The 18,344-nt window shown below is 59.6% G+C and carries 20 protein-coding genes, 1 tRNA gene and 1 pseudogene; 13 read left to right on the top strand and 9 right to left on the bottom strand.

The window, feature by feature from the left end; genetic code table 11:
- Positions 1 to 15 precede the first annotated feature (15 nt).
- The gene (locus CKW07_RS09030; RefSeq protein ID WP_095144580.1) at positions 16 to 1,323 is read left to right on the top strand and encodes a S41 family peptidase; all 1,308 of its coding nucleotides are present in this window, start codon (positions 16 to 18) and stop codon (positions 1,321 to 1,323) included.
- A 1-nt stretch (position 1,324) separates the two neighbouring features.
- Entirely contained in the window at positions 1,325 to 2,107 is a 783-nt protein-coding gene (locus tag CKW07_RS09025) for a divergent polysaccharide deacetylase family protein (RefSeq protein ID WP_095144579.1), read from the top strand.
- A 42-nt stretch (positions 2,108 to 2,149) separates the two neighbouring features.
- On the opposite strand, the gene CKW07_RS09020 is transcribed toward CKW07_RS09025, so the two are convergent.
- From CKW07_RS09020 to hisB, 6 genes are all read right to left on the bottom strand, one after another.
- On the bottom strand, positions 2,150 to 2,905 hold the full coding sequence (locus CKW07_RS09020) for an ABC transporter substrate-binding protein (RefSeq protein ID WP_095144578.1): 756 nt from the start codon (positions 2,903 to 2,905) through the stop codon (positions 2,150 to 2,152).
- A gap of 66 nt (positions 2,906 to 2,971) precedes the next feature.
- The gene (hisF, locus tag CKW07_RS09015; RefSeq protein ID WP_095144577.1) at positions 2,972 to 3,742 is read right to left on the bottom strand and encodes an imidazole glycerol phosphate synthase subunit HisF; all 771 of its coding nucleotides are present in this window, start codon (positions 3,740 to 3,742) and stop codon (positions 2,972 to 2,974) included.
- Positions 3,743 to 3,833: 91 nt separating this feature from the next.
- Entirely contained in the window at positions 3,834 to 4,583 is a 750-nt protein-coding gene (gene hisA / locus CKW07_RS09010) for a 1-(5-phosphoribosyl)-5-[(5-phosphoribosylamino)methylideneamino]imidazole-4-carboxamide isomerase (protein WP_095144576.1), read from the bottom strand.
- A 42-nt stretch (positions 4,584 to 4,625) separates the two neighbouring features.
- On the bottom strand, positions 4,626 to 4,883 hold the full coding sequence (locus CKW07_RS09005; protein ID WP_007989200.1) for a DUF2164 domain-containing protein: 258 nt from the start codon (positions 4,881 to 4,883) through the stop codon (positions 4,626 to 4,628).
- Positions 4,884 to 5,522 carry an imidazole glycerol phosphate synthase subunit HisH gene (gene hisH / locus CKW07_RS09000; RefSeq protein WP_095077942.1) on the bottom strand — a complete coding sequence of 213 codons (639 nt, stop codon included), beginning with the start codon at positions 5,520 to 5,522 and terminating at the stop codon, positions 4,884 to 4,886. It lies immediately after the preceding gene.
- Positions 5,522 to 6,115 carry an imidazoleglycerol-phosphate dehydratase HisB gene (gene hisB, locus CKW07_RS08995; RefSeq protein WP_095077941.1) on the bottom strand — a complete coding sequence of 198 codons (594 nt, stop codon included), beginning with the start codon at positions 6,113 to 6,115 and terminating at the stop codon, positions 5,522 to 5,524. Before hisB ends, hisH begins: the two co-directional genes overlap by 1 nt.
- 395 nt (positions 6,116 to 6,510) lie before the next feature.
- Between hisB and CKW07_RS08990 the strand changes: the two genes are divergently transcribed.
- The 7 genes and pseudogenes from CKW07_RS08990 to CKW07_RS08960 form a co-directional block, all read left to right on the top strand.
- Positions 6,511 to 6,909 carry an acetyl-CoA sensor PanZ family protein gene (locus tag CKW07_RS08990; RefSeq protein WP_095144575.1) on the top strand — a complete coding sequence of 133 codons (399 nt, stop codon included), beginning with the start codon at positions 6,511 to 6,513 and terminating at the stop codon, positions 6,907 to 6,909.
- A gap of 84 nt (positions 6,910 to 6,993) precedes the next feature.
- Complete coding sequence (locus tag CKW07_RS08985; protein ID WP_095144574.1) at positions 6,994 to 9,219, top strand: AsmA family protein; 2,226 nt, start codon at positions 6,994 to 6,996, stop codon at positions 9,217 to 9,219.
- Entirely contained in the window at positions 9,216 to 10,283 is a 1,068-nt protein-coding gene (mutY, locus tag CKW07_RS08980) for an A/G-specific adenine glycosylase (protein ID WP_095144573.1), read from the top strand. The genes CKW07_RS08985 and mutY overlap by 4 nt, the downstream gene beginning before the upstream one ends.
- The gene (locus tag CKW07_RS08975; protein WP_095144572.1) at positions 10,280 to 10,552 is read left to right on the top strand and encodes an oxidative damage protection protein; all 273 of its coding nucleotides are present in this window, start codon (positions 10,280 to 10,282) and stop codon (positions 10,550 to 10,552) included. The genes mutY and CKW07_RS08975 overlap by 4 nt, the downstream gene beginning before the upstream one ends.
- A gap of 103 nt (positions 10,553 to 10,655) precedes the next feature.
- Positions 10,656 to 10,731, top strand: a tRNA-Phe gene (locus CKW07_RS08970).
- 102 nt (positions 10,732 to 10,833) lie between these two features.
- Entirely contained in the window at positions 10,834 to 11,937 is a 1,104-nt protein-coding gene (locus tag CKW07_RS08965) for a hypothetical protein (protein ID WP_095144571.1), read from the top strand.
- A 163-nt stretch (positions 11,938 to 12,100) separates the two neighbouring features.
- Positions 12,101 to 12,277, top strand: a pseudogene (locus CKW07_RS08960) (type I restriction-modification system subunit M N-terminal domain-containing protein); the annotation flags it as partial.
- Positions 12,278 to 12,409: 132 nt separating this feature from the next.
- Here CKW07_RS08960 and CKW07_RS08955 read toward each other — a convergent pair.
- Both CKW07_RS08955 and CKW07_RS08950 read right to left on the bottom strand, forming a co-directional pair.
- Entirely contained in the window at positions 12,410 to 12,712 is a 303-nt protein-coding gene (locus CKW07_RS08955) for a hypothetical protein (RefSeq protein WP_256577035.1), read from the bottom strand.
- 148 nt (positions 12,713 to 12,860) lie between these two features.
- Positions 12,861 to 13,313 (bottom strand): hypothetical protein, encoded by a 453-nt coding sequence (locus tag CKW07_RS08950; RefSeq protein WP_095144570.1) that lies wholly within the window; start codon positions 13,311 to 13,313, stop codon positions 12,861 to 12,863.
- A 261-nt stretch (positions 13,314 to 13,574) separates the two neighbouring features.
- Here CKW07_RS08950 and CKW07_RS08945 point away from each other — a divergent pair, with 261 nt between their 5' ends.
- The 4 genes from CKW07_RS08945 to CKW07_RS08930 all read left to right on the top strand — a co-directional run bounded on the left by CKW07_RS08945 (position 13,575) and on the right by CKW07_RS08930 (position 16,597).
- On the top strand, positions 13,575 to 14,627 hold the full coding sequence (locus CKW07_RS08945; protein ID WP_095144569.1) for a YhcG family protein: 1,053 nt from the start codon (positions 13,575 to 13,577) through the stop codon (positions 14,625 to 14,627).
- Between the two features lie 71 nt (positions 14,628 to 14,698).
- A complete protein-coding gene (locus tag CKW07_RS08940) occupies positions 14,699 to 15,673 on the top strand; it encodes an alpha/beta fold hydrolase (protein WP_095144568.1) in 975 nt (324 codons plus the stop codon).
- A 38-nt stretch (positions 15,674 to 15,711) separates the two neighbouring features.
- Complete coding sequence (locus CKW07_RS08935) at positions 15,712 to 16,128, top strand: hypothetical protein (protein ID WP_095144567.1); 417 nt, start codon at positions 15,712 to 15,714, stop codon at positions 16,126 to 16,128.
- 7 nt (positions 16,129 to 16,135) lie between these two features.
- Complete coding sequence (locus CKW07_RS08930) at positions 16,136 to 16,597, top strand: hypothetical protein (protein ID WP_095144566.1); 462 nt, start codon at positions 16,136 to 16,138, stop codon at positions 16,595 to 16,597.
- Positions 16,598 to 16,670: 73 nt separating this feature from the next.
- Here CKW07_RS08930 and gabP read toward each other — a convergent pair whose 3' ends face one another.
- Positions 16,671 to 18,062: a GABA permease gene (gabP, locus tag CKW07_RS08925; RefSeq protein ID WP_095144565.1), complete on the bottom strand. Its 1,392-nt coding sequence runs from the start codon at positions 18,060 to 18,062 to the stop codon at positions 16,671 to 16,673.
- Positions 18,063 to 18,344: the final 282 nt, after the last annotated feature.

The raw sequence follows: 18,344 nt of genomic DNA, 5'->3' as shown, positions 1-18,344 counted from the left end.
AGGAGTTCGTTCGACATGCTGCATTTGTCCCGCCTTACCTCGCTGGCCCTGACGATCGCCCTGGTGATCGGTGCGCCTTTGGCGTTTGCCGCTGAACCTGCCTCGTCGGCCTCGGCCGCGACGACCAAGGCGCCATTGCCGCTGGACGAACTGCGTACCTTCGCCGAGGTGATGGACCGGATCAAGGCGGCCTACGTCGAACCAGTCGATGACAAGACGCTGCTGGAAAATGCCATCAAGGGCATGCTCGGCAACCTCGACCCGCACTCGGCCTACCTGGGACCGGAAGACTTCGCCGACCTGCAGGAAAGCACCAGTGGCGAGTTCGGCGGCCTGGGCATCGAAATCGGCGCCGAAGACGGCTTCATCAAAGTCGTATCGCCCATCGATGACACCCCTGCTTCAAAGGCCGGCATCCAGGCTGGCGACTTCATCGTCAAGATCAACGGCCAGCCCACTCGCGGCCAGAGCATGACCGAAGCCGTGGACAAGATGCGCGGCAAGATCGGCGAGAAGATCACCCTGACCTTGGTGCGCGACGGCGGCACTCCGTTTGACGTCACCCTGACCCGCGCGACCATCCAGGTCAAAAGCGTGAAGGCCCAGTTGCTGGAGTCGGGCTACGGCTACATCCGCATCACCCAGTTCCAGGTCAAGACCGGCGAAGAGGTCTCTCAGGCCCTGGCCAAGCTACGCAAGGAAAACGGCAAGAAGCTCAAAGGCATTGTGCTCGACCTGCGTAACAACCCGGGCGGCGTGCTGCAATCGGCGGTGGAGGTGGTCGACCACTTCATCACCAAAGGCCTGATCGTTTACACCAAGGGCCGCATCGCCAACTCCGAGTTGCGCTTCTCGGCCACGGGCAAGGATGAAAGCGAAGCGGTACCGCTGGTCGTACTGATCAACGGCGGCAGCGCCTCGGCCTCGGAAATTGTCGCCGGTGCCCTGCAGGATCAAAAACGCGCGGTCGTGATGGGCACCACCAGCTTCGGTAAAGGCTCGGTGCAAACCGTACTGCCACTGAACAATGACCGTGCGCTGAAGATCACCACCGCGCTGTACTTCACCCCGAACGGGCGCTCGATCCAGGCCCAGGGTATCGTCCCGGACATCGAAGTACGCAAAGCCAAGATCACCAGCGAGCAGGACGGCGAGTACTTCAAGGAAGCCGACCTGCAAGGTCACCTGGGCAATGGCAACGGCGGCGCCGACAAGCCAAGCCGTACGGGCGCCAAGGCCAAGCCGATGCCGCAGGATGACGACTACCAACTGGCCCAGGCGCTGAGCCTGCTCAAAGGCCTGAGCATCACCCGCAGTCGCTGATATGCGCTGGCGGTTATGGCTGGGGCTGTTGTGCTGCCTGGCGGGTGCTGTTCACGCGGCGCCCGCCCTGCCCGACTCAACACCACACAAGGCTTACCTGAGCCTGATCATCGATGACCTGGGGCAGAACCTGCCCCGTGATCGTCGCGTGCTGGCGCTACCCGGCCCGGTGACCACCGCCATCATGCCCGACACCCCCCACGCCGCCGAATTTGCCCGGGAAGCCCACCGCGCCGGTAAGATCGTCATCCTGCACATGCCCATGGACCCGGCCACCGGCCCGTTCGCCTGGCACCCCGAACCGCCCGTTGAAGAGCTTGAGAAACGCCTGAACGCAGCGTTCAAGGCCGTGCCTTACACCGCCGGCATCAACAACCACATGGGCAGCCGCATGACCGCCCAGCGACCGGCCATGACCTGGTTGATGGCCGAGCTGCAGCAGCGGCACAAATTCTTTGTGGACAGCCGTACCAGCGCGCAGACCGTTGCCGCTGCCGAGGCACAGAAGATCGGGTTGGCCAGCGTGTCGCGGGATGTGTTCCTCGATGACGAACGCACCGAGGCGGCGATCTACGCGCAACTGCAAACCGCCATCAACCTGGCGCGCAAGCAGGGTTCAGCGGTAATGATCGGCCACCCTTACCCCCAGACCCTGGCAGTGCTGGAGCGCGAGCTGCCCAGGCTCAAGGCCCAGGGCATCGACTGGATTGATATCAGGCAGATGATCAGCGTACGCGGCAACAAGGCGATGGCCGGGCACGGGAAGGATGGGGTTTACCGCTGATTCAGATCGCTCCCACGCTCTGTGTGGAACAATCATTGAAGCCTACAGATACCGCGCCATGATGTCGTCCACCCCACCTTCCTTGCGCAGCTCATCCAGCGCGGCCTGAAGCCTGGCGACCACCTCGTCCGGCACGTCCTTGTTCAGCGCCAGGTACAGCTCGGCACTGTTGAACCGCAGCACGGTCTTGAGGCCGGTCACGCCTTCCTGACGCGCCAGGTAACGCCCCGCGGGGTCGCCAGTGGCCCACAAATCGATCTGGCCGTTGACCAGCTTCTTCGCATTGTCCTGATCGCGCAGCACCACGATCGGTGCCATGCCTTGCTTGGACAGGGTTTGGGCAATCGCATCGCCCTTGTAGGCACCTATCTTGTATTTGCGCGCCTGCTCCAGGGACTCCAGAACGATCTTGCTATCGGCCTTGGCCAGCATGATCCAGTCGTCCGGTCCCAGCGGGCCAACCCATTTGAAGAGTTTCTCGCGGTCCGGCAGACGCGCCATGACGAATACGCCATAGCCAGGTTTCTCGAGGGCGAGTTTGTAGATGCGCTCCCAGGGGAAACGCAGTGTCAGACTGTAGGTGACGTTGGCGCGCTTGCAGATCTCGCGGACGATATCCACGGCGATGCCGTTGATGTTCTCATCCTGAGCGAAGTTCTTGCCGTTTTTCGCCATGTTGTAAGGCGGGAAGTTTTCCGTCAGCAACACCAGGTCGGGGTTGGTTTTTTCTGCCGCCTGTACAGCAGTGGCAAGCAGTAACGAAGCACTGGCGAGAACGAAGAGCAAGCGTCTGAGCATGTCGGGCTACCGGAATCCATGGCGTGCCCAAGCTTGCCTTGAGCCCGCCATGCTGTCCACCGGCCTTTACCGAATGACGATGCCGCGTGCCGCCATATAGGCCTTGGCTTCCGGGACGGTGTATTCGCCGAAGTGGAAAATACTCGCAGCCAATACCGCACTGGCATGGCCTTCGATGATGCCGTCGGCCAAGTGCTGCAGGTTGCCGACGCCGCCGGAGGCGATCACCGGGATCCCCAGTGCATCACTGATGGCGCGGGTCACGCCCAGGTCGAAGCCGTTTTTCATGCCGTCCTGGTCCATGCTGGTCAGCAGGATTTCGCCGGCACCCAGCCCTTCCATTTTCTTCGCCCACTCCACCGCATCCAGCCCGGTAGGTTTGCGACCACCATGGGTGAAGATCTCCCAGCGCGGGGTTTCGCCCGGCAGTGAAACCTTTTTGGCGTCGATGGCAACGACGATGCACTGCGAGCCGAAATGCTGCGCGGCCTCACCGACGAACTCAGGGTTGAACACGGCGGCGGTGTTGATCGAGACCTTGTCCGCGCCGGCATTGAGCAGGTTGCGGATGTCTTGCACCGTGCGCACGCCACCGCCCACGGTCAATGGGATGAACACCTGGCTGGCCATGCGCTCAACGGTATGCAACGTGGTGTCGCGGCCATCGACGCTGGCGGTGATGTCGAGAAAAGTAATTTCGTCGGCACCTTGCTCGTCGTAGCGACGGGCAATTTCCACCGGGTCGCCGGCGTCACGGATGTTCTCGAACTTCACGCCTTTGACGACCCGGCCGTTGTCCACGTCCAGGCAAGGGATGATGCGTTTGGCCAGAGCCATACTTAATCTCCGATTAAGAGTTGCAAGCTACAAGCTACAAGCTGCAAGTAAGAGCGGATCGCGGTCGCGCTTTTAACTTGCAGCTTGCAGCTTACAGCTTGGAGCTGGCCGCGTAGCCATCACAGTAAGCTTGAGCCTCAGCAACATCCAGAGTGCCCTCATAAATCGCCCGGCCGGTGATCGCGCCGATGATCCCCGGCGCCTTGGCGTCGAGCAGCGACTTGATGTCACCCAGGTTGTGGATACCGCCGGACGCAATCACTGGAATCCGTGTCGCCGCGGCCAGTGCTGCCGTGTACGACACGTTGCAGCCTTGCATCATGCCGTCTTTGGCGATGTCGGTGTACACGATCGCGGACACGCCGTCGGCTTCGAACTGCTTGGCCAGGTCGATCACCTGCACGGTGCTGATTTCAGCCCAGCCATCGGTAGCAACGAAGCCGTCCTTGGCATCCAGGCCGACGATTACCTTGCCCGGGAACGCACGGCAGGCTTCGGCAACAAAAGCCGGATCTTTCACCGCTTTGGTGCCGATGATCACGTAGCTCACGCCAGCCTTGACGTAGTGCTCGATGGTTTCCAGCGAGCGAATGCCGCCGCCGATCTGGATCGGCAGGTTCGGGTAGCGCTTGGCAATGGCGGTGACAACTTCGCCGTTGACTGGCTGGCCTTCGAAGGCGCCGTTCAGGTCGACCAGATGCAGACGACGGCAACCGCCCTCCACCCACTTGGCAGCCATGCTCACCGGGTCATCGGAGAACACCGTGGAATCTTCCATGCGGCCCTGGCGCAGACGAACACAGGCACCGTCTTTGAGATCGATAGCGGGAATAATCAGCATCTGGCAAACCTTCAAAATTGAATGTTCAGCTTGGCTCGGAAATCAGTTCTTCTCGAGCGCCCACAGGTCGCTTTCGATGCTTTCAAACCTCTCTTTGAGGTGTGCCTGCACATCGAAAATCGCCCTGTTGTAATAGTGCGGAGCAATTTCGCGGGTAAACAACTCAAGAATCTCGGCTGCCTCGAACGAACCCAGGTCGAGTTCAAAGCGATCTTCCATGAAACGCTTGATCTTGCGATTGGCCTCGCTCTCCTGCTCGGGGGTGAGGGTCAGGATCGGCGGCTTCTTCTTGACTGCCATTTACCAGCGACCGTCCCACGCCGCGAAGTTCTGCAGCAACTGCAGGCCATGGGTATGGCTCTTCTCCGGGTGGAACTGCACGGCAAAACGCGAGCCTTCGGCCAGCGCCGCGGCAAAGTCGACACCGTAGTGACCGCCACCCACCACTTGGCGCGGATTACCGGCGGCGATGTAGTAGCTGTGCACAAAGTAGAAGCGCGCCAGGTCCGAAATGTTGTGCCACAGCGGGTGATCCACCGTCTGCTTCACTTCGTTCCAGCCCATGTGAGGGACTTTGAGGTGTTCGCCGTCCTCGATCAGGCCTTTGCCGAAGAACTTCACCTGGCCCGGGAACAGACCGATGCAGTCGACGCCGTCGTTCTCTTCACTGTGCTCAAGCAAGGCTTGCATGCCCACGCAGATGCCGAGGAACGGACGGTCCTGGCTGACTTCACGCACCAGCGAGTCGAAGCCCAGGCGCCGGATCTCCGCCATGCAATCGCGAATCGCGCCGACACCGGGGAAAACCACCCGGTCGGCTTCGCGAATCACATTGGCATCGCTGGTGATCAGCACCTTGCCGGCCCCTACATGCTCAAGGGCCTTGGCCACCGAGTGCAGGTTGCCCATGCCGTAATCGATAACCGCGACCGTCTGCATTACAGAACGCCCTTGGTCGACGGCATTTGCCCGGCCATGCGGTCATCCAGCTCAACGGCCATGCGCAATGCACGGCCAAAGGCCTTGAACACGGTTTCGATCTGGTGGTGGGTGTTGTGCCCACGCAGATTGTCGATGTGCAAGGTCACGTTGGCGTGGTTGACGAAGCCCTGGAAAAATTCCTGGAACAAATCAACGTCGAAGCCGCCGACCGTCGCGCGGGTATAGGGAACATGCATCTGCAGGCCTGGACGGCCGGAGAAGTCGATCACCACACGCGACAGCGCTTCATCGAGCGGCACGTAGGCATGACCGTAGCGACGGATGCCTTTCTTGTCGCCAATGGCTTTGGTGAAGGCCTGACCCAGGGTGATACCGACGTCTTCCACCGTATGGTGGTCGTCGATATGCAGGTCGCCCTTGCTCTCGATATCCAGGTCGATCAACCCGTGACGGGCGATCTGGTCCAGCATGTGCTCAAGGAAGGGAACACCGATATTGAATCGGGCCTTTCCGGTGCCATCCAGGTTGATCGAGGCTTTGATCTGGGTTTCCAGAGTGTCGCGCTCGACGGACGCCTTACGTTCGGCCATCACCAGCTCCGCAAAATCATTGGGCGAAAAAGGCAGCCATTATAGGCACGCGAGCGGCAAACAGAAACACGCGAGGTGATATCCCTGACGGGCTGAACCCAATGCCTGCGGGGATATACATGTCAGTACAAGCGCTGGGATCTCTCCCACAGAGTCAGGCGACCTTTCAGTCACGACCTCGTTGCACGCAGGCATGGCCGTTTTGTTGAGTGAAGCCCCACAGGGGGCGACAATGGGTCGCAGAGGGACGAACGAACGGGCAGAGGTTACCATTTGCCCGCAACAGAAAAGCCAGACTGATACCGCCCTTATGGGCCATCTGTCCCGATTGCACGGCAAGCACCCCGCCACCCGCCGGCCGCACGACCCGGCGCGCTCTTTCAAAGGAAACCCCCATGCCCATCGTCGTTGAATCATTGCGCGACCCCAGCTATCAGGATCAGCAGGATCTACAGAAGATTTACCACGATGCACCCCATTGGCTGTTTGCACCGTTCGACGGCGCCGCGCAACTGATCGAAGACAGCCTGCTTGATGGCACACTGATCGCCGGCCGCTTCAATGACCGGTTACTCGGTGCGGCGCGCCTGGAACGGCACTCGAACACCTGGCAACTGTCGCAATTGTGCGTGCGAAAAGTCACCCGTCGCCGTGGTGTGGCTGAACGACTGGTGTGCGAAGCGCAGGCAATGGCTGAGCGGGCCGGGGCCGAACTGCACTTGCTGGCCCCTGCTGGGCACCTTGAAGCCCAGGCGCTGGCTGCCAAACTCAAGCTGCCGCTGGACCCGATCTAAACGCGATCACTGACCAGTCGTCAGTTTCCGGGCGCTATACTCCCCGGCTAAATTTCGAATTTGACTCTCTACAAGGACTCGCCCATGAAAGCGTTCGGCAAAATCCTGGGTCTGGTACTTCTCGGGCTGTTGCTGATCATTGTGGCCCTGGGCTTTGCCCTGACCCACTTCTTCGATCCCAACGACTACAAAGAAGAGATACGCCAGATTGCCCGCGACAAGGCCCACATCGAGCTGACGCTCAATGGCGATATCGGCTGGAGCCTGTTCCCCTGGCTCGGCCTTGAACTGCATGAAGCCAGCGTTGCCACCCTGGCCAACCCCACCGCTCCCTTCGCCGACCTGCAAATGCTCGGCCTGTCGGTGCGGGTCTTGCCGCTGTTGCGTCGCGAAGTGCAGATGAGCGACGTCCGCGTCGAAGGCCTGAACCTGCGCCTGAATCGCGACAAGGACGGCCACGGTAACTGGGAAGACATTGGCAAACCCGTGCCAGTGGCCGGCAAACCTGACTCACCGGCGGGCAGCAGCGAGCCGGTCAGCCAAACCCCGGCCGCAGTGGAAAAACCTGCCCAACCGATGCGCCTCGACATCGACAGCCTGACCGTGAACAACGCCCGGGTCGAATACACCGATGAGCGCACCGGCAAGCAGTTCAGTGCCGAGAGCATCCAACTGAGCACCGGCCCGGTGCACGATGCGACCAACATCAAGGTCAAGCTGACCGCCTTTCTGGCCAGCAACCAGCCGGTTCTGCGGGTCCGTACCGAACTCAACGGCGAACTGCGCTTCGAGCGCGCCCTGCAGCGCTACAAGTTCGAAGACATGAAGCTGACGGGCGAACTCACTGGCGAGCCCCTGCAAGGCAAGACCGTGACCTTTGGCGCACAAGGCCAATTACTCCTGGATAAAGCGGCCAACGTCGCCGAATGGACCGGCATCAAGCTGTCTGCCAACCAACTGCGCGCTTTGGGTGAGCTGAAGGTCAACGACCTGGACAAGACGCCGCAAATCAGCGGCGGCCTGTCGATCGCCCAGTTCGACCTGGCAAAATTCGTCGACAGCATCGGGCAAAAACTCCCGGCCATGGCCGAAGGCAGCCTGAGCAAAGTCGAACTGGTCAGCCGCCTGGCGGGCACGCCGACCAGCCTGTCGCTGGACAACATCAACCTGAAACTCGATGACAGCACTTTCAGCGGCCGCATCGCCGTCGAGGATTTCGCCAGGCAAGCGCTGCGCGTGCAGCTCAAGGGCGATACCTTCAATGCCGATCGCTACCTGCCGCCAAAATCCGCCGAAGCCAACAGTGCGGCCGTGGCGCGCAAGTCGGAAGTCAGCAGCACCGAAGCTGACGCCATGGCCGGCGCGGGCAACACGTCACTGCCCAATGCCCCCACCAAAGGCGCCTGGAGCAACGACAAGCTGATTCCGGCGGAACGCCTGAGCAAGCTGGACCTGGACGCCGACCTGACCTTTGGCCAACTGACCCTCGACAAGCTGCCGATCCAGAATGCCGCACTGAAAGCCAGCGGCCAGGGTGGCCTGCTGACCCTGCAGAACCTGAGCGGCGAGCTGTACAACGGCACATTCAACGCCAAGGGCACGCTCGACGTGCGTCAACCTGTGCCCGCGCTGAGCATGCAAACGGCAATCAGCCGGGTACCCGCGGAAAAAATCCTCGAAAGCCAGGGCAAGAACCCGCCGGTCAAAGGCCTGGTCACGCTCAACAGCAACCTGACCGCCAACGGCAACAGCCAGAAGACCCTGATCGACAGCCTCAACGGTACGGCCGGCTTTGTGATCAACGACGGCGTACTGCTCAATGCCAACCTTGAACAGCAGTTGTGCAAAGGCATCGCCACCCTGAACCGCAAAACCCTCAGCGGCGAGCCGCGAGGCAAGGACACCCCCTTCCAGGAGCTCAAGGGCAACCTGACCGTGCGCAATGGCGTGGCCAGCAACCCGGACCTGAAAGTGCGCATCCCGGGCATGACCGTCAACGGTAACGGCGACGTCGACCTGCGCGTGCTGGGCATGGACTATCGCGTGGGCATCATCGTCGAGGGCGACAAGAGCGACATGCCGGACCCGGCCTGCCAGGTTAGCGAAAAGTTCGCCGGCATCGAATGGCCGCTGCGCTGCCGTGGCCCGCTGGAACTCGGAGCCAAGGCTTGCCGCCTGGACAACGAGCGCCTCGGCCAGGTCGCCAGCAAACTGGCCGGCAACAAGCTCAGTGACAAAATCGATGAGAAGCTTGGCGACAAAGTCAGCCCAGAACTGAAAGACGCACTCAAGGGGCTGTTCAAGCGATGAGAGCCGAGCAGTTTTCAACCGCGGTACTGGACTGGTACGACCGCCACGGACGCCACGACTTGCCCTGGCAACAGGGCATCACCCCGTATCGGGTGTGGGTTTCGGAAATCATGTTGCAGCAGACCCAGGTCAGCACGGTACTGAACTACTTCGACCGCTTCATGGCCTCGCTGCCAACGGTCGAAGCCCTGGCGGCCGCGCCGGAAGACGAAGTGCTGCACCTGTGGACCGGGCTGGGTTACTACACCCGCGCCCGCAACCTGCAAAAGACCGCGAAAATCGTGGTGGCCGAGTACGCTGGCGAGTTTCCACGCGACGTGGAGAAACTCACCGACCTGCCCGGTATCGGCCTGTCCACTGCCGGCGCCATCGCCAGCCTGAGCATGGGCCTGCGCGCACCAATCCTCGACGGCAACGTCAAGCGGGTGCTGGCACGCTTTACCGCGCAAGAGGGCTACCCGGGCGAACCCAAGGTCGCCAAGCAGCTGTGGGCCACCGCAGAGCGCTTTACCCCCCAGAGCCGCGTCAACGCCTACACCCAGGCGATGATGGACATGGGCGCCACCCTCTGCACCCGCAGCAAGCCAAGTTGCATGCTGTGCCCGCTGGAAAAGGGCTGTGAGGCGCACATGCTTGGCCTGGAGACACGCTACCCGATCCCCAAACCGCGCAAGAGCGTGCCACAGAAGCGCACGCTGATGCCGCTGCTGGCCAACCGCGACGGCGCCATCCTGCTTTACCGGCGCCCTTCCACGGGCTTGTGGGGCGGTTTGTGGAGCCTGCCGGAGCTCGATGACCTCGGCGACCTGGAACATCTGGCCTTGCAACACGCGCTGGAACTGGGCCAGCACACCGAACTGCCCAGCCTGGTCCACACCTTCAGCCATTTCCAACTGGCCATCGAACCCTGGCTGGTCCAGGTCCAGGAGACCGGCCATCACGTGGCCGAGGCCGACTGGCTCTGGTATAACCTCGCCACCCCGCCGCGCCTGGGCCTTGCCGCCCCGGTGAAGAAACTGCTCAAGCGCGCGGCCGACGTATTGAACGCAGGAGAGTCGTCATGACCCGCACCATCATGTGCCGCAAGTACAAAGAAGAATTGCCCGCCCTGGAGCGCGCTCCATTCCCGGGCGCCAAGGGTCAGGACATTTTTGACCACGTCTCGGCCAAGGCTTGGGCCGACTGGCAAAAACACCAGACCCTGCTGATTAACGAAAAACGCCTGAACATGATGAACGCTGAAGACCGTAAATATCTTCAGGGCGAAATGGACAAGTTCTTCTGCGGCGAGGATTACGCCAAGGCCGAAGGCTACGTTCCACCTGCAGAATAACCCCGTAAAAACGGGGGTTGGATCGTAAGCGACGGTAATAATTAAAATTTTTTTGAAAACTTGCTTGACGACCCCCTGAAAAACCCGTTTAATGCGCCCCGTTGCCCAGATAGCTCAGTCGGTAGAGCAGGGGATTGAAAATCCCCGTGTCGGCGGTTCGATTCCGTCTCTGGGCACCAAATACCGAAAACCCTGAATCGCAAGATTCAGGGTTTTTTTATGCCTGTAGGAAAGTGAAATCAACAAAACTGCTCGAAATCCCACAAGGACGAATCACACGCATGGATATGCAAACCCCTGGCAACCCACCCAAAGGTCACAAAGCTCAAGCTGGCGAATCGCAATTTCGGTTGCTGGACAAAGTTTTCGATTTCATCGAAAAGCACAACTGGAAGCTTTTCCACATTGCGTCACTGGCGTTTGGTTTCTTGATCTTCCTGATCTATTTCTGCCAAAACCACTTCTATCCCGATTTCGACCTATTCAGTTTCGTATCGCTTCTGGCAGCGGCAGCACTCATGGGCAGCCTGATGGTCCTGATGATTGGCTTTGGCTTTACAGCGCCTGGCTGGATCTGGTCAGAAGCATTTTTCAGCGACAAGCCCGTACGTAAAGAGCTGGAGTATCGAATTAACAACAACTCCCCCAAAGAAAATTTGGATCGGAGCCTGATCAACCGCTATTTCTTTGCGCCCGGATTCTGCTGCCTGACCATTTTGTGGATGGCTATCTACTTTTTTTCTAATGACGGTAGCGCCTATACCATCGGCTTGCTGACTGGTCCCGCACTAACCGGCCTTGTGTTCGGCTGGTCCCTGCAAAAGAACTACGAGCTACCGCCCTACAGTTGGCTGAAGTTCACCATCACTGCGTTCCTGGTATTTTCCATCGGCAATCTCGTAGCGCTTTTGTCCGCACTAGCGATGGACAAGGGCGTCCCTGAGGTGGCCGAAACCATGGGTGACTATCCGTTCATGGGCCTTTGCTTTCTTGCCTCCCTGTCGATATTTACCGCAATCGCTGCGGTGATCAGAAAAAGCCAGCGCTATGTACTCATCGTCAGCCCGCTACTTGCCATCATGTTGATGCTATGGACCAACACCTGGAGTGCGCTTCCGGACAAAATCGTCAACACATTGGGGCTAGGCAACTACCAGGCAGAACAAGTACTGCTGAGCAGCGACCTCTGCGAAAAATACAAAGCCATAGAGGGCTACGGCGTCAAAGACGACTGTGCGTTGAATGATGTCCACGTAATCTGGTCGATGGGAGGTCTTTCCGTCATCAAGTGGCAAATTGCAGATCACGAGATCAAAGTGAAAATCCCCAGCAGCACAATCCTCTCCATCAGACTTGCAGTGCCCAAAAAAAGAGCTGACACGTAATCAACCAAGGCCCTGCCATTCGCCTGATGGCGACTCGCCTTTTCAGGGCCTTGCTGCACAGTGATGATCGTTCTCCAGCCGGGTTAGCCCGCTTTACGCCCTCCCTTGCTGCACGGCCCGTGCCGGTCATTGCCGGCGCTCGCATGCATTGAGAGGAACACCTGTGAACCAGCAAAACCTGGCCGATTTCATCTGGAACGTAGCAGACGTATTGCGTGGTGACTTCAGGCAATCGGAGTTCGGTCGTATCATCCTGCCGTTCACTGTGCTGCGTCGGCTGGAATGCGTGCTGGAGCCTACCCGTGACAAGGTGCGCACGCAGTTCACCGCCCTGAAGGGCAGCCGCAATCAGCCAGTTGTTCAATGATGTGGCGTTCCAGTTCACATTCGTGGCGGATGTGGGACATGCGCGATCCTTTACAGCTAAATTTGGAGCCCGGTTTGAGCGGGGGAGAGTTTGTCTAGAGTTTGTCTAGATAGAGTCGTTTCCAGAGGGTTTCAGCATCCATCGGCCTTTGTGCAAACCACCTGATTTTTCAATGGTTTTATCGCGTGTCGACATCGCATTGAGCAGGTTGCGGAATTTGTTCTGCCTCTGCTTCTCGTCTAATGCGTCTGAAAGTTTGTCTAGGATCAAGGTGACCAGTTCGTCGCGGGAGGCTGAGCCGTAGTGCCTCAAGTAGTCCAGAATCAACGTCTTGCAACCCGTGACGTATTTATGACCGTGCTGTATGAGTTGTTGAAAAAAGATTCCGGGGGAGAGTTGATCGAACAATCACGCCACGGCTAAGGGCCAATAGCCAAGCCCCGAACCTTCGGGTGTGAGCACCAAGGCCCTGTTCGCAGCGAAAACTTGAGACAGGCGGCATGATCCCGCTGGGGTCATACTGCCTGTCTCTCGGTGGGCGACATCACCAAGGCACCTACTGAGCGTCATCCCAGTGGAAGACCAGATTGCGTGCAGCACCACCCGTGCCGATGTCCGCAACATCTCGCCGTTCCTGGCCATTACGCGAGGCGATGACCGAGTACTTGCCCGCAGGCAGTTTCACGTAAACCAGGGGACCTGCCTCGTTCAGAGTCAGTACGGTCTGCCCTGGGGCTTTTTGAATAAGCACATCGACGTCAGCCGTGTATTCGTTCTGCGCACCGACGGCGAATGTCATGTGCAGGTTGTAGCCCTGCGTTTGCTGAATGCTTTTGGACTCGTCCAGGCCGATACCGCCCGACAGGTAGGTAATCCCGTTTTGCTGTTGCGGCTGGACTTGCACGCCAGCGCTGTCTATCGGTTCAAGACTGGTGGCCTGCACCACGACGGGCAACATCAGCAAGCCGACAGCAGCGAGGGGCAACATGAATGAATGAACGTACTTCATGATGACAACTCCCGGGCTCTGCAGAACCCAATCGTTACTTTTCTTAGATTTCTTGTCGGCGAGTCGAGTTTTAGATCAATTTGTACTTGGGCTCACCTCGAAATGGACTACAGGTGATATTGCCTCGACATAAGGTGCAGTCAGCCTGGTCCCGCCAATCCGATAGCCACTTCCTGCCGACTGACCAGCCGCGCCCGGCATCATCGACCACCCCACTCCTGAGACCCTCCCCTGCCTGCTCTTTCAGCCGCGGAAGCACTCATGAGCCAAATCAAAACCGACTCTCAAGACCCACAACTCGCCTCGCTGCTGGGCCATCTTGGCGAACTGATCCGCCAGGCTCGCCAGAAGGTGCTGCGTGCAGTGGATACCGCTCAGGTGCAAACCTGCTGGCAGATCGGGCGACATATTGTGGAGTTCGAGCAGGAGGGTGCCCGACGCGCCGCGTATGGCAAACAACTGTTATCTACGCTGGCGAAAGCACTGATGGCGGAGTTTGGAAAAGGTTTTGATGAGCGCAACCTGCGGTACATGAGGGACTTCTATCAAACCTTTCCAATTTGGAACGCAGTGCGTTCCGAATTGAGCTGGACCCACTACCGTAGACTCTTGTGCGTTGACAATGACCACGCCCGACACTGGTACATGAACGAATCGGCCACCCAGAACTGGTCGACCCGCGCCCTGGAACGCCAGATCAACACGCTCTACTACGAACGCCTACTGGCAAGCCGCGATCGCTCTGCCGTGGAACAAGAGGCCGCCACCCAAACCCAACGACTGATGACCACCCCTCGGAATTTCGTCCGCGACCCCGTGGTACTGGAATTTCTCGGCCTGCCCAATGCCGGCTCGGTTCTGGAAACAGATCTTGAGCAGGCATTGATCAACCAGCTTCAAGGCTTCCTGCTTGAACTCGGCAAAGGTTTCGCTTTCATCGCCCGCCAACAACGCATTAGTACCGAGAGCAAAGACTTCTACATCGATCTGGTGTTCTACAACTACCTGCTCAAGTGCTTCGTCATCTTCGACCTCAAGCGCGGCGAACTGACCCACCAGGATGTGGGCCAGATGGACATGTACGTGCGCATGTACGACGACCTCAAGCGTGGGGCGGACGACGGGCCTACCGTCGGCATTATTCTCTGCGCACAGAAAGATGAATCAGTCGTGCGGTATTCGGTGCTGCAAGGCAACGAACAACTGTTCGCCAGCAAGTACAAACTGGTGTTACCCAGCGAGGAAGAACTGCGCGCGGAACTGGATCGGGAACGGATTGCGCTCGAGGAACAGTTACTCAACCGAAAGTCCTGAAAGAGGCAGGTGATTGTTCACAGCCCACGGGAAGACTATCGTTGGCAGCTACCCGCAAAGGTCCGAAGCCAATGAATGTGCAGGACACCCCCTCAAGGGCACCGACTCAAATCGAGTTACCGCTGCCGGCGTTGCCTCTCAAGGCACCGTTCAAGGAACCCGCCGCCGACGACTTCCCCCTTGGCGGTTTCACCTGGCGTCACGCCACCGCGGACGCCTCCCGGGCGGTCGTCATCATCAATGCCGCCACCTCCGTGCGCTGCCGCCACTACTCGCGCTTTGCCGACTACCTGTTCGCCAATGGCTTCGACGTCATCACCTATGACTACCGGGGTATCGGCGAGTCGCGGCCGGCTTCGCTCAAAGGACTGCAAGCGAGCTGGAGCGATTGGGGCGCCCTGGACTTTGAAGCCATGCTCAAGCGTGCCCAGCGCGAATTCCCCGGCCAACCCATCGACGTGGTCGGTCACAGCTTCGGAGGCTGTGGGGCGGGCCTGGCGGACTCAGGGCACGTGATCCGCCGCCTGGTGACCGTCGGCGCGCAATTCGCCTACTGGCGCGACTACGCGCCCGCCCATCGCTGGCGCATGCTTGCCAAGTGGCATGTACTGATGCCACTGATCACGCTGCTCTGGGGTTATTTCCCCGGCAAGCGCCTGGGCTGGCTGGAAGATACGCCTGCCGGCGTGGTCCGCGACTGGAGCCTGTCCACCGCCCGCTACGAGAAGCGCTACAGCGGCCGCGTGATCCACGCCAGGGCCGGACAGCTACCCTTCGCTGCCGTGACTGCGCAAACCCTAGCTATCAGCCTCAGCGACGATCCCTACGGTACAATCCCGGCCATCGAACGCCTGCTGGGCTACTTCACCAGCAGTACCAACACCCACCTGCGAATCGCACCCGAAGACATCGGCGAGCAAGAAGTCGGACATTTCGCCTTTTTTCGCAGCCCATACCAAGCCACACTATGGCCCATTGCATTGTCCTGGCTGCAACACGGCGAACTGGCCCCCGATCATCCCGGGCGGCGAGTGCCGCGCAGCTGATCGACCTGCACCCTCTCACGACACACGGAACGACGCCCATGGCCTCCGCCAACAAGCAGCACAAACGCGCCACCCGCGCCAAAGCCAAGGCCAAGCACAACCGCGTCCAACGGGCCGCCGCGCCAGTGGAGCTGGACCCGAACGACGATCGCATCGACTTCGAGTCGGTGGACCTGACCGAACTGTTCAAGAAAATGATCGACGCCGAAAAAACCAGCCAGCAGGCGATGTGCGCAGCCTTCCTCGAAGACCCGCTGCTGGAGTTGGTGTACGAGCAGGAAGGCGAAGAAGGCGCGATGGACTTCATCCTCGCGGCCCTGATCGAATATCGCCAATGGTCCACCGAGACCGACGAGGCCGGCGCCCTGGCCTGGATCGAATCGCCAGCCTTCCAGGCTGACTACGTGGCGGCGTCCGACGCCATCGCGGCTCAAACTCAACACAAAGCGAACTGAATCTCACATGGCATCCCCGAACAAGCAGCAAAAACGCGCCAAGCGCGCCAAGGCCAAGGCCAAGCAAATCCGCATGGTCGGCAGAAAGCCTCTGGCACTGGACGACGAGCCGGGCCACCTGGCCGAGCCGATCCCCGAGTACACCCTGGCAATGTTCAGCAAGATGCATGACGCGGAAGCCACCAGCCGCAACGACATGCTGCTGATCCTGCTGTCAGAGCTCAGCGCAATCATCAACGACCATCCAGAGCTGCTGGACATGGAGAACGCCGAGAACGAAGCCATGGCCGCCACTCACCTGGCCGCCGACATGTTGATCGACTACCGCATGTGGGCCGATGGCATGGACCGCGAAACCGCCCAGGCCTGGCTCACCGAGCCACAGTTCATCAGCGACTTCGGCCAGGCGCTGGACAGCTACCGCGAGTCGCTGGACGAACCGGACGAACCGGACGAAAAGACTGAGTAACGCCTCTCGCTGCAAAAACAAAAACGGCCGCTTGTCATCCCTGACAGCGGCCGTTTTCGTTACGCGGATCGAATCAATTCAGTACCAGCGCACCAAGCTTTTCGCGCTGGCGACGACGTGACACCAGCAGGCCAGCCGCAACCACTAGCAAGCTGAGCAAGCCGGTCGCCAGGATCTCCATGCGATGGGCTTCCTGGAACAGCATGATCGTCAGCACGCCGATGATGAACAGGATCACCGCGTACGTCAGGCCAGGGAACAGCCACATGCGATAGGTGATGGTTTCACCTGCCGCCACGCGCTTGTGGCGCATGCGCAGTTGCGAAAACGCGATCACCAGGTACACCAGCAATGCGATAGCGCCGGAACTCGCCAGCAGGAACTGGAACACCGCCGCCGGCGCCACATAGTTGGCGAACACCGCCAGGAAAGCTGCGGCAGTGGACATAATCACCGCCCAGTAAGGCGTACCCGCACGGTTGGTGCGCTTGGCAGCCGCGGGCGCATCACCGCGCTTGCCCAAGGAGAAGAGCATGCGCGAAGCCGTGTACAGCGCCGAGTTCAGGCAGCTGGTCACGGCAATCAGGACCACCAGGTCAACGATCAGCTTGGCGTTCGGGATACCCATGCGGTCCAGCACGGTCTGGTAGGAACCGACCTGCGCCAGGCTCGGATCATTCCATGGCACCAGGGCGACAACAATGAAGATCGACACCAGGTAGAACAAACCGATCCGCCAGATCACCGAGTTGGTGGCCTTGGAGATCTGCTGGCCCGGGTTCTTCGACTCTGCCGCGGCAATGGTCACGATTTCAGTGCCCATGAACGAGAACATGGTGGTCAACATCGCAGCCAACACCGCGCCCATGCCGTTAGGCAGGAAACCCTGGGTGTCGAACAGGTGCGAAACACCGCTGACCTGGCTGTTGGGCAGGAAACCGAAGATCGCCAGCATGCCGAGGATCACAAAGCCGATGATCGCCACGACCTTGATCAAGGCGAACCAGAACTCGAACTCACCGTAGTGCTTCACGCTGAACAGGTTGGTTGCGGTCAGCAACAAGGTGATGACCAGCGTGAACACCCAGATCGCCACATCGGGGAACCAGGCATTGAGGATGGTCGCCGCGGCGTTGGCCTCCAGTGGAATCACCAGTACCCAGAACCACCAGTACAGCCAGCCGATGGTGAAGCCGGCCCAGTGGCCGATTGCCCGGTCGGCATAAGTAGAGAACGACCCGGTGTCGGGAGAGGCGACGGCCATTTCGGCCAGCATGCGCATCACCAGCACCACCAGCGTACCGGCGGCGGCATAGGCCAGCAGCACGGCGGGGCCGGCTTCGGCGATGGCGTGACCGGAACCGACAAACAGCCCGGCACCGATCACCCCGGCGATCGACAGCATGGTCACATGCCGCGGTTTGAGCCCCTGTTCGAGGTCGTTGGAGGATTGCGTACTGCTCATTGAAACTACCTTTACGAGGAAAGCGTGGGTACACCCTGCCCCGGGATTGCTTTTCGTAAAAAGAATCCAACAGAGCGTTCCTTATTCTGCACGCAATAATTGCGCCAAAATGTTACAGGCCTCCGGTTTACGCGGCCTACACAACGACCCATCTGCATTCGCAACCCATTGATGTTAATGGCATTTCGCCAGAGCGTTACCGTGCCACACACTTATTCAACGAACCAACGCGCCCAATACCCATGGAAAAAACCGCTCACGCACAATAAAAGTGCGGATCCG

The organism is Pseudomonas sp. Irchel s3b6, from assembly GCF_900187415.1.
Classification (GTDB): domain Bacteria; phylum Pseudomonadota; class Gammaproteobacteria; order Pseudomonadales; family Pseudomonadaceae; genus Aquipseudomonas.
Note: the sequence above shows the minus strand (reverse complement) of the source record. Positions and strands in the feature narration are given on the sequence as shown.

Bases quoted from the DNA above. Each gene is read 5' to 3' on its own strand.
- hisH (WP_095077942.1), bottom strand. From the start codon at position 5,522: ATGCAGACGGTCGCGGTTATCGATTACGGCATGGGCAACCTGCACTCG.
- hisB (WP_095077941.1), bottom strand. From the start codon at position 6,115: ATGGCCGAACGTAAGGCGTCCGTCGAGCGCGACACTCTGGAAACCCAG.
- CKW07_RS09030 (WP_095144580.1), top strand. From the start codon at position 16: ATGCTGCATTTGTCCCGCCTTACCTCGCTGGCCCTGACGATCGCCCTG.
- CKW07_RS08940 (WP_095144568.1), top strand. From the start codon at position 14,699: ATGAATGTGCAGGACACCCCCTCAAGGGCACCGACTCAAATCGAGTTA.
- CKW07_RS08935 (WP_095144567.1), top strand. From the start codon at position 15,712: ATGGCCTCCGCCAACAAGCAGCACAAACGCGCCACCCGCGCCAAAGCC.
- CKW07_RS08945 (WP_095144569.1), top strand. From the start codon at position 13,575: ATGAGCCAAATCAAAACCGACTCTCAAGACCCACAACTCGCCTCGCTG.
- CKW07_RS08975 (WP_095144572.1), top strand. From the start codon at position 10,280: ATGACCCGCACCATCATGTGCCGCAAGTACAAAGAAGAATTGCCCGCC.
- hisA (WP_095144576.1), bottom strand. From the start codon at position 4,583: ATGCTGATTATTCCCGCTATCGATCTCAAAGACGGTGCCTGTGTTCGT.
- CKW07_RS09025 (WP_095144579.1), top strand. From the start codon at position 1,325: ATGCGCTGGCGGTTATGGCTGGGGCTGTTGTGCTGCCTGGCGGGTGCT.
- CKW07_RS09020 (WP_095144578.1), bottom strand. From the start codon at position 2,905: ATGCTCAGACGCTTGCTCTTCGTTCTCGCCAGTGCTTCGTTACTGCTT.
- mutY (WP_095144573.1), top strand. From the start codon at position 9,216: ATGAGAGCCGAGCAGTTTTCAACCGCGGTACTGGACTGGTACGACCGC.
- CKW07_RS08985 (WP_095144574.1), top strand. From the start codon at position 6,994: ATGAAAGCGTTCGGCAAAATCCTGGGTCTGGTACTTCTCGGGCTGTTG.
- CKW07_RS08930 (WP_095144566.1), top strand. From the start codon at position 16,136: ATGGCATCCCCGAACAAGCAGCAAAAACGCGCCAAGCGCGCCAAGGCC.
- CKW07_RS08990 (WP_095144575.1), top strand. From the start codon at position 6,511: ATGCCCATCGTCGTTGAATCATTGCGCGACCCCAGCTATCAGGATCAG.
- CKW07_RS09005 (WP_007989200.1), bottom strand. From the start codon at position 4,883: ATGGCAGTCAAGAAGAAGCCGCCGATCCTGACCCTCACCCCCGAGCAG.
- CKW07_RS08965 (WP_095144571.1), top strand. From the start codon at position 10,834: ATGGATATGCAAACCCCTGGCAACCCACCCAAAGGTCACAAAGCTCAA.
- gabP (WP_095144565.1), bottom strand. From the start codon at position 18,062: ATGAGCAGTACGCAATCCTCCAACGACCTCGAACAGGGGCTCAAACCG.
- CKW07_RS08950 (WP_095144570.1), bottom strand. From the start codon at position 13,313: ATGAAGTACGTTCATTCATTCATGTTGCCCCTCGCTGCTGTCGGCTTG.
- hisF (WP_095144577.1), bottom strand. From the start codon at position 3,742: ATGGCTCTGGCCAAACGCATCATCCCTTGCCTGGACGTGGACAACGGC.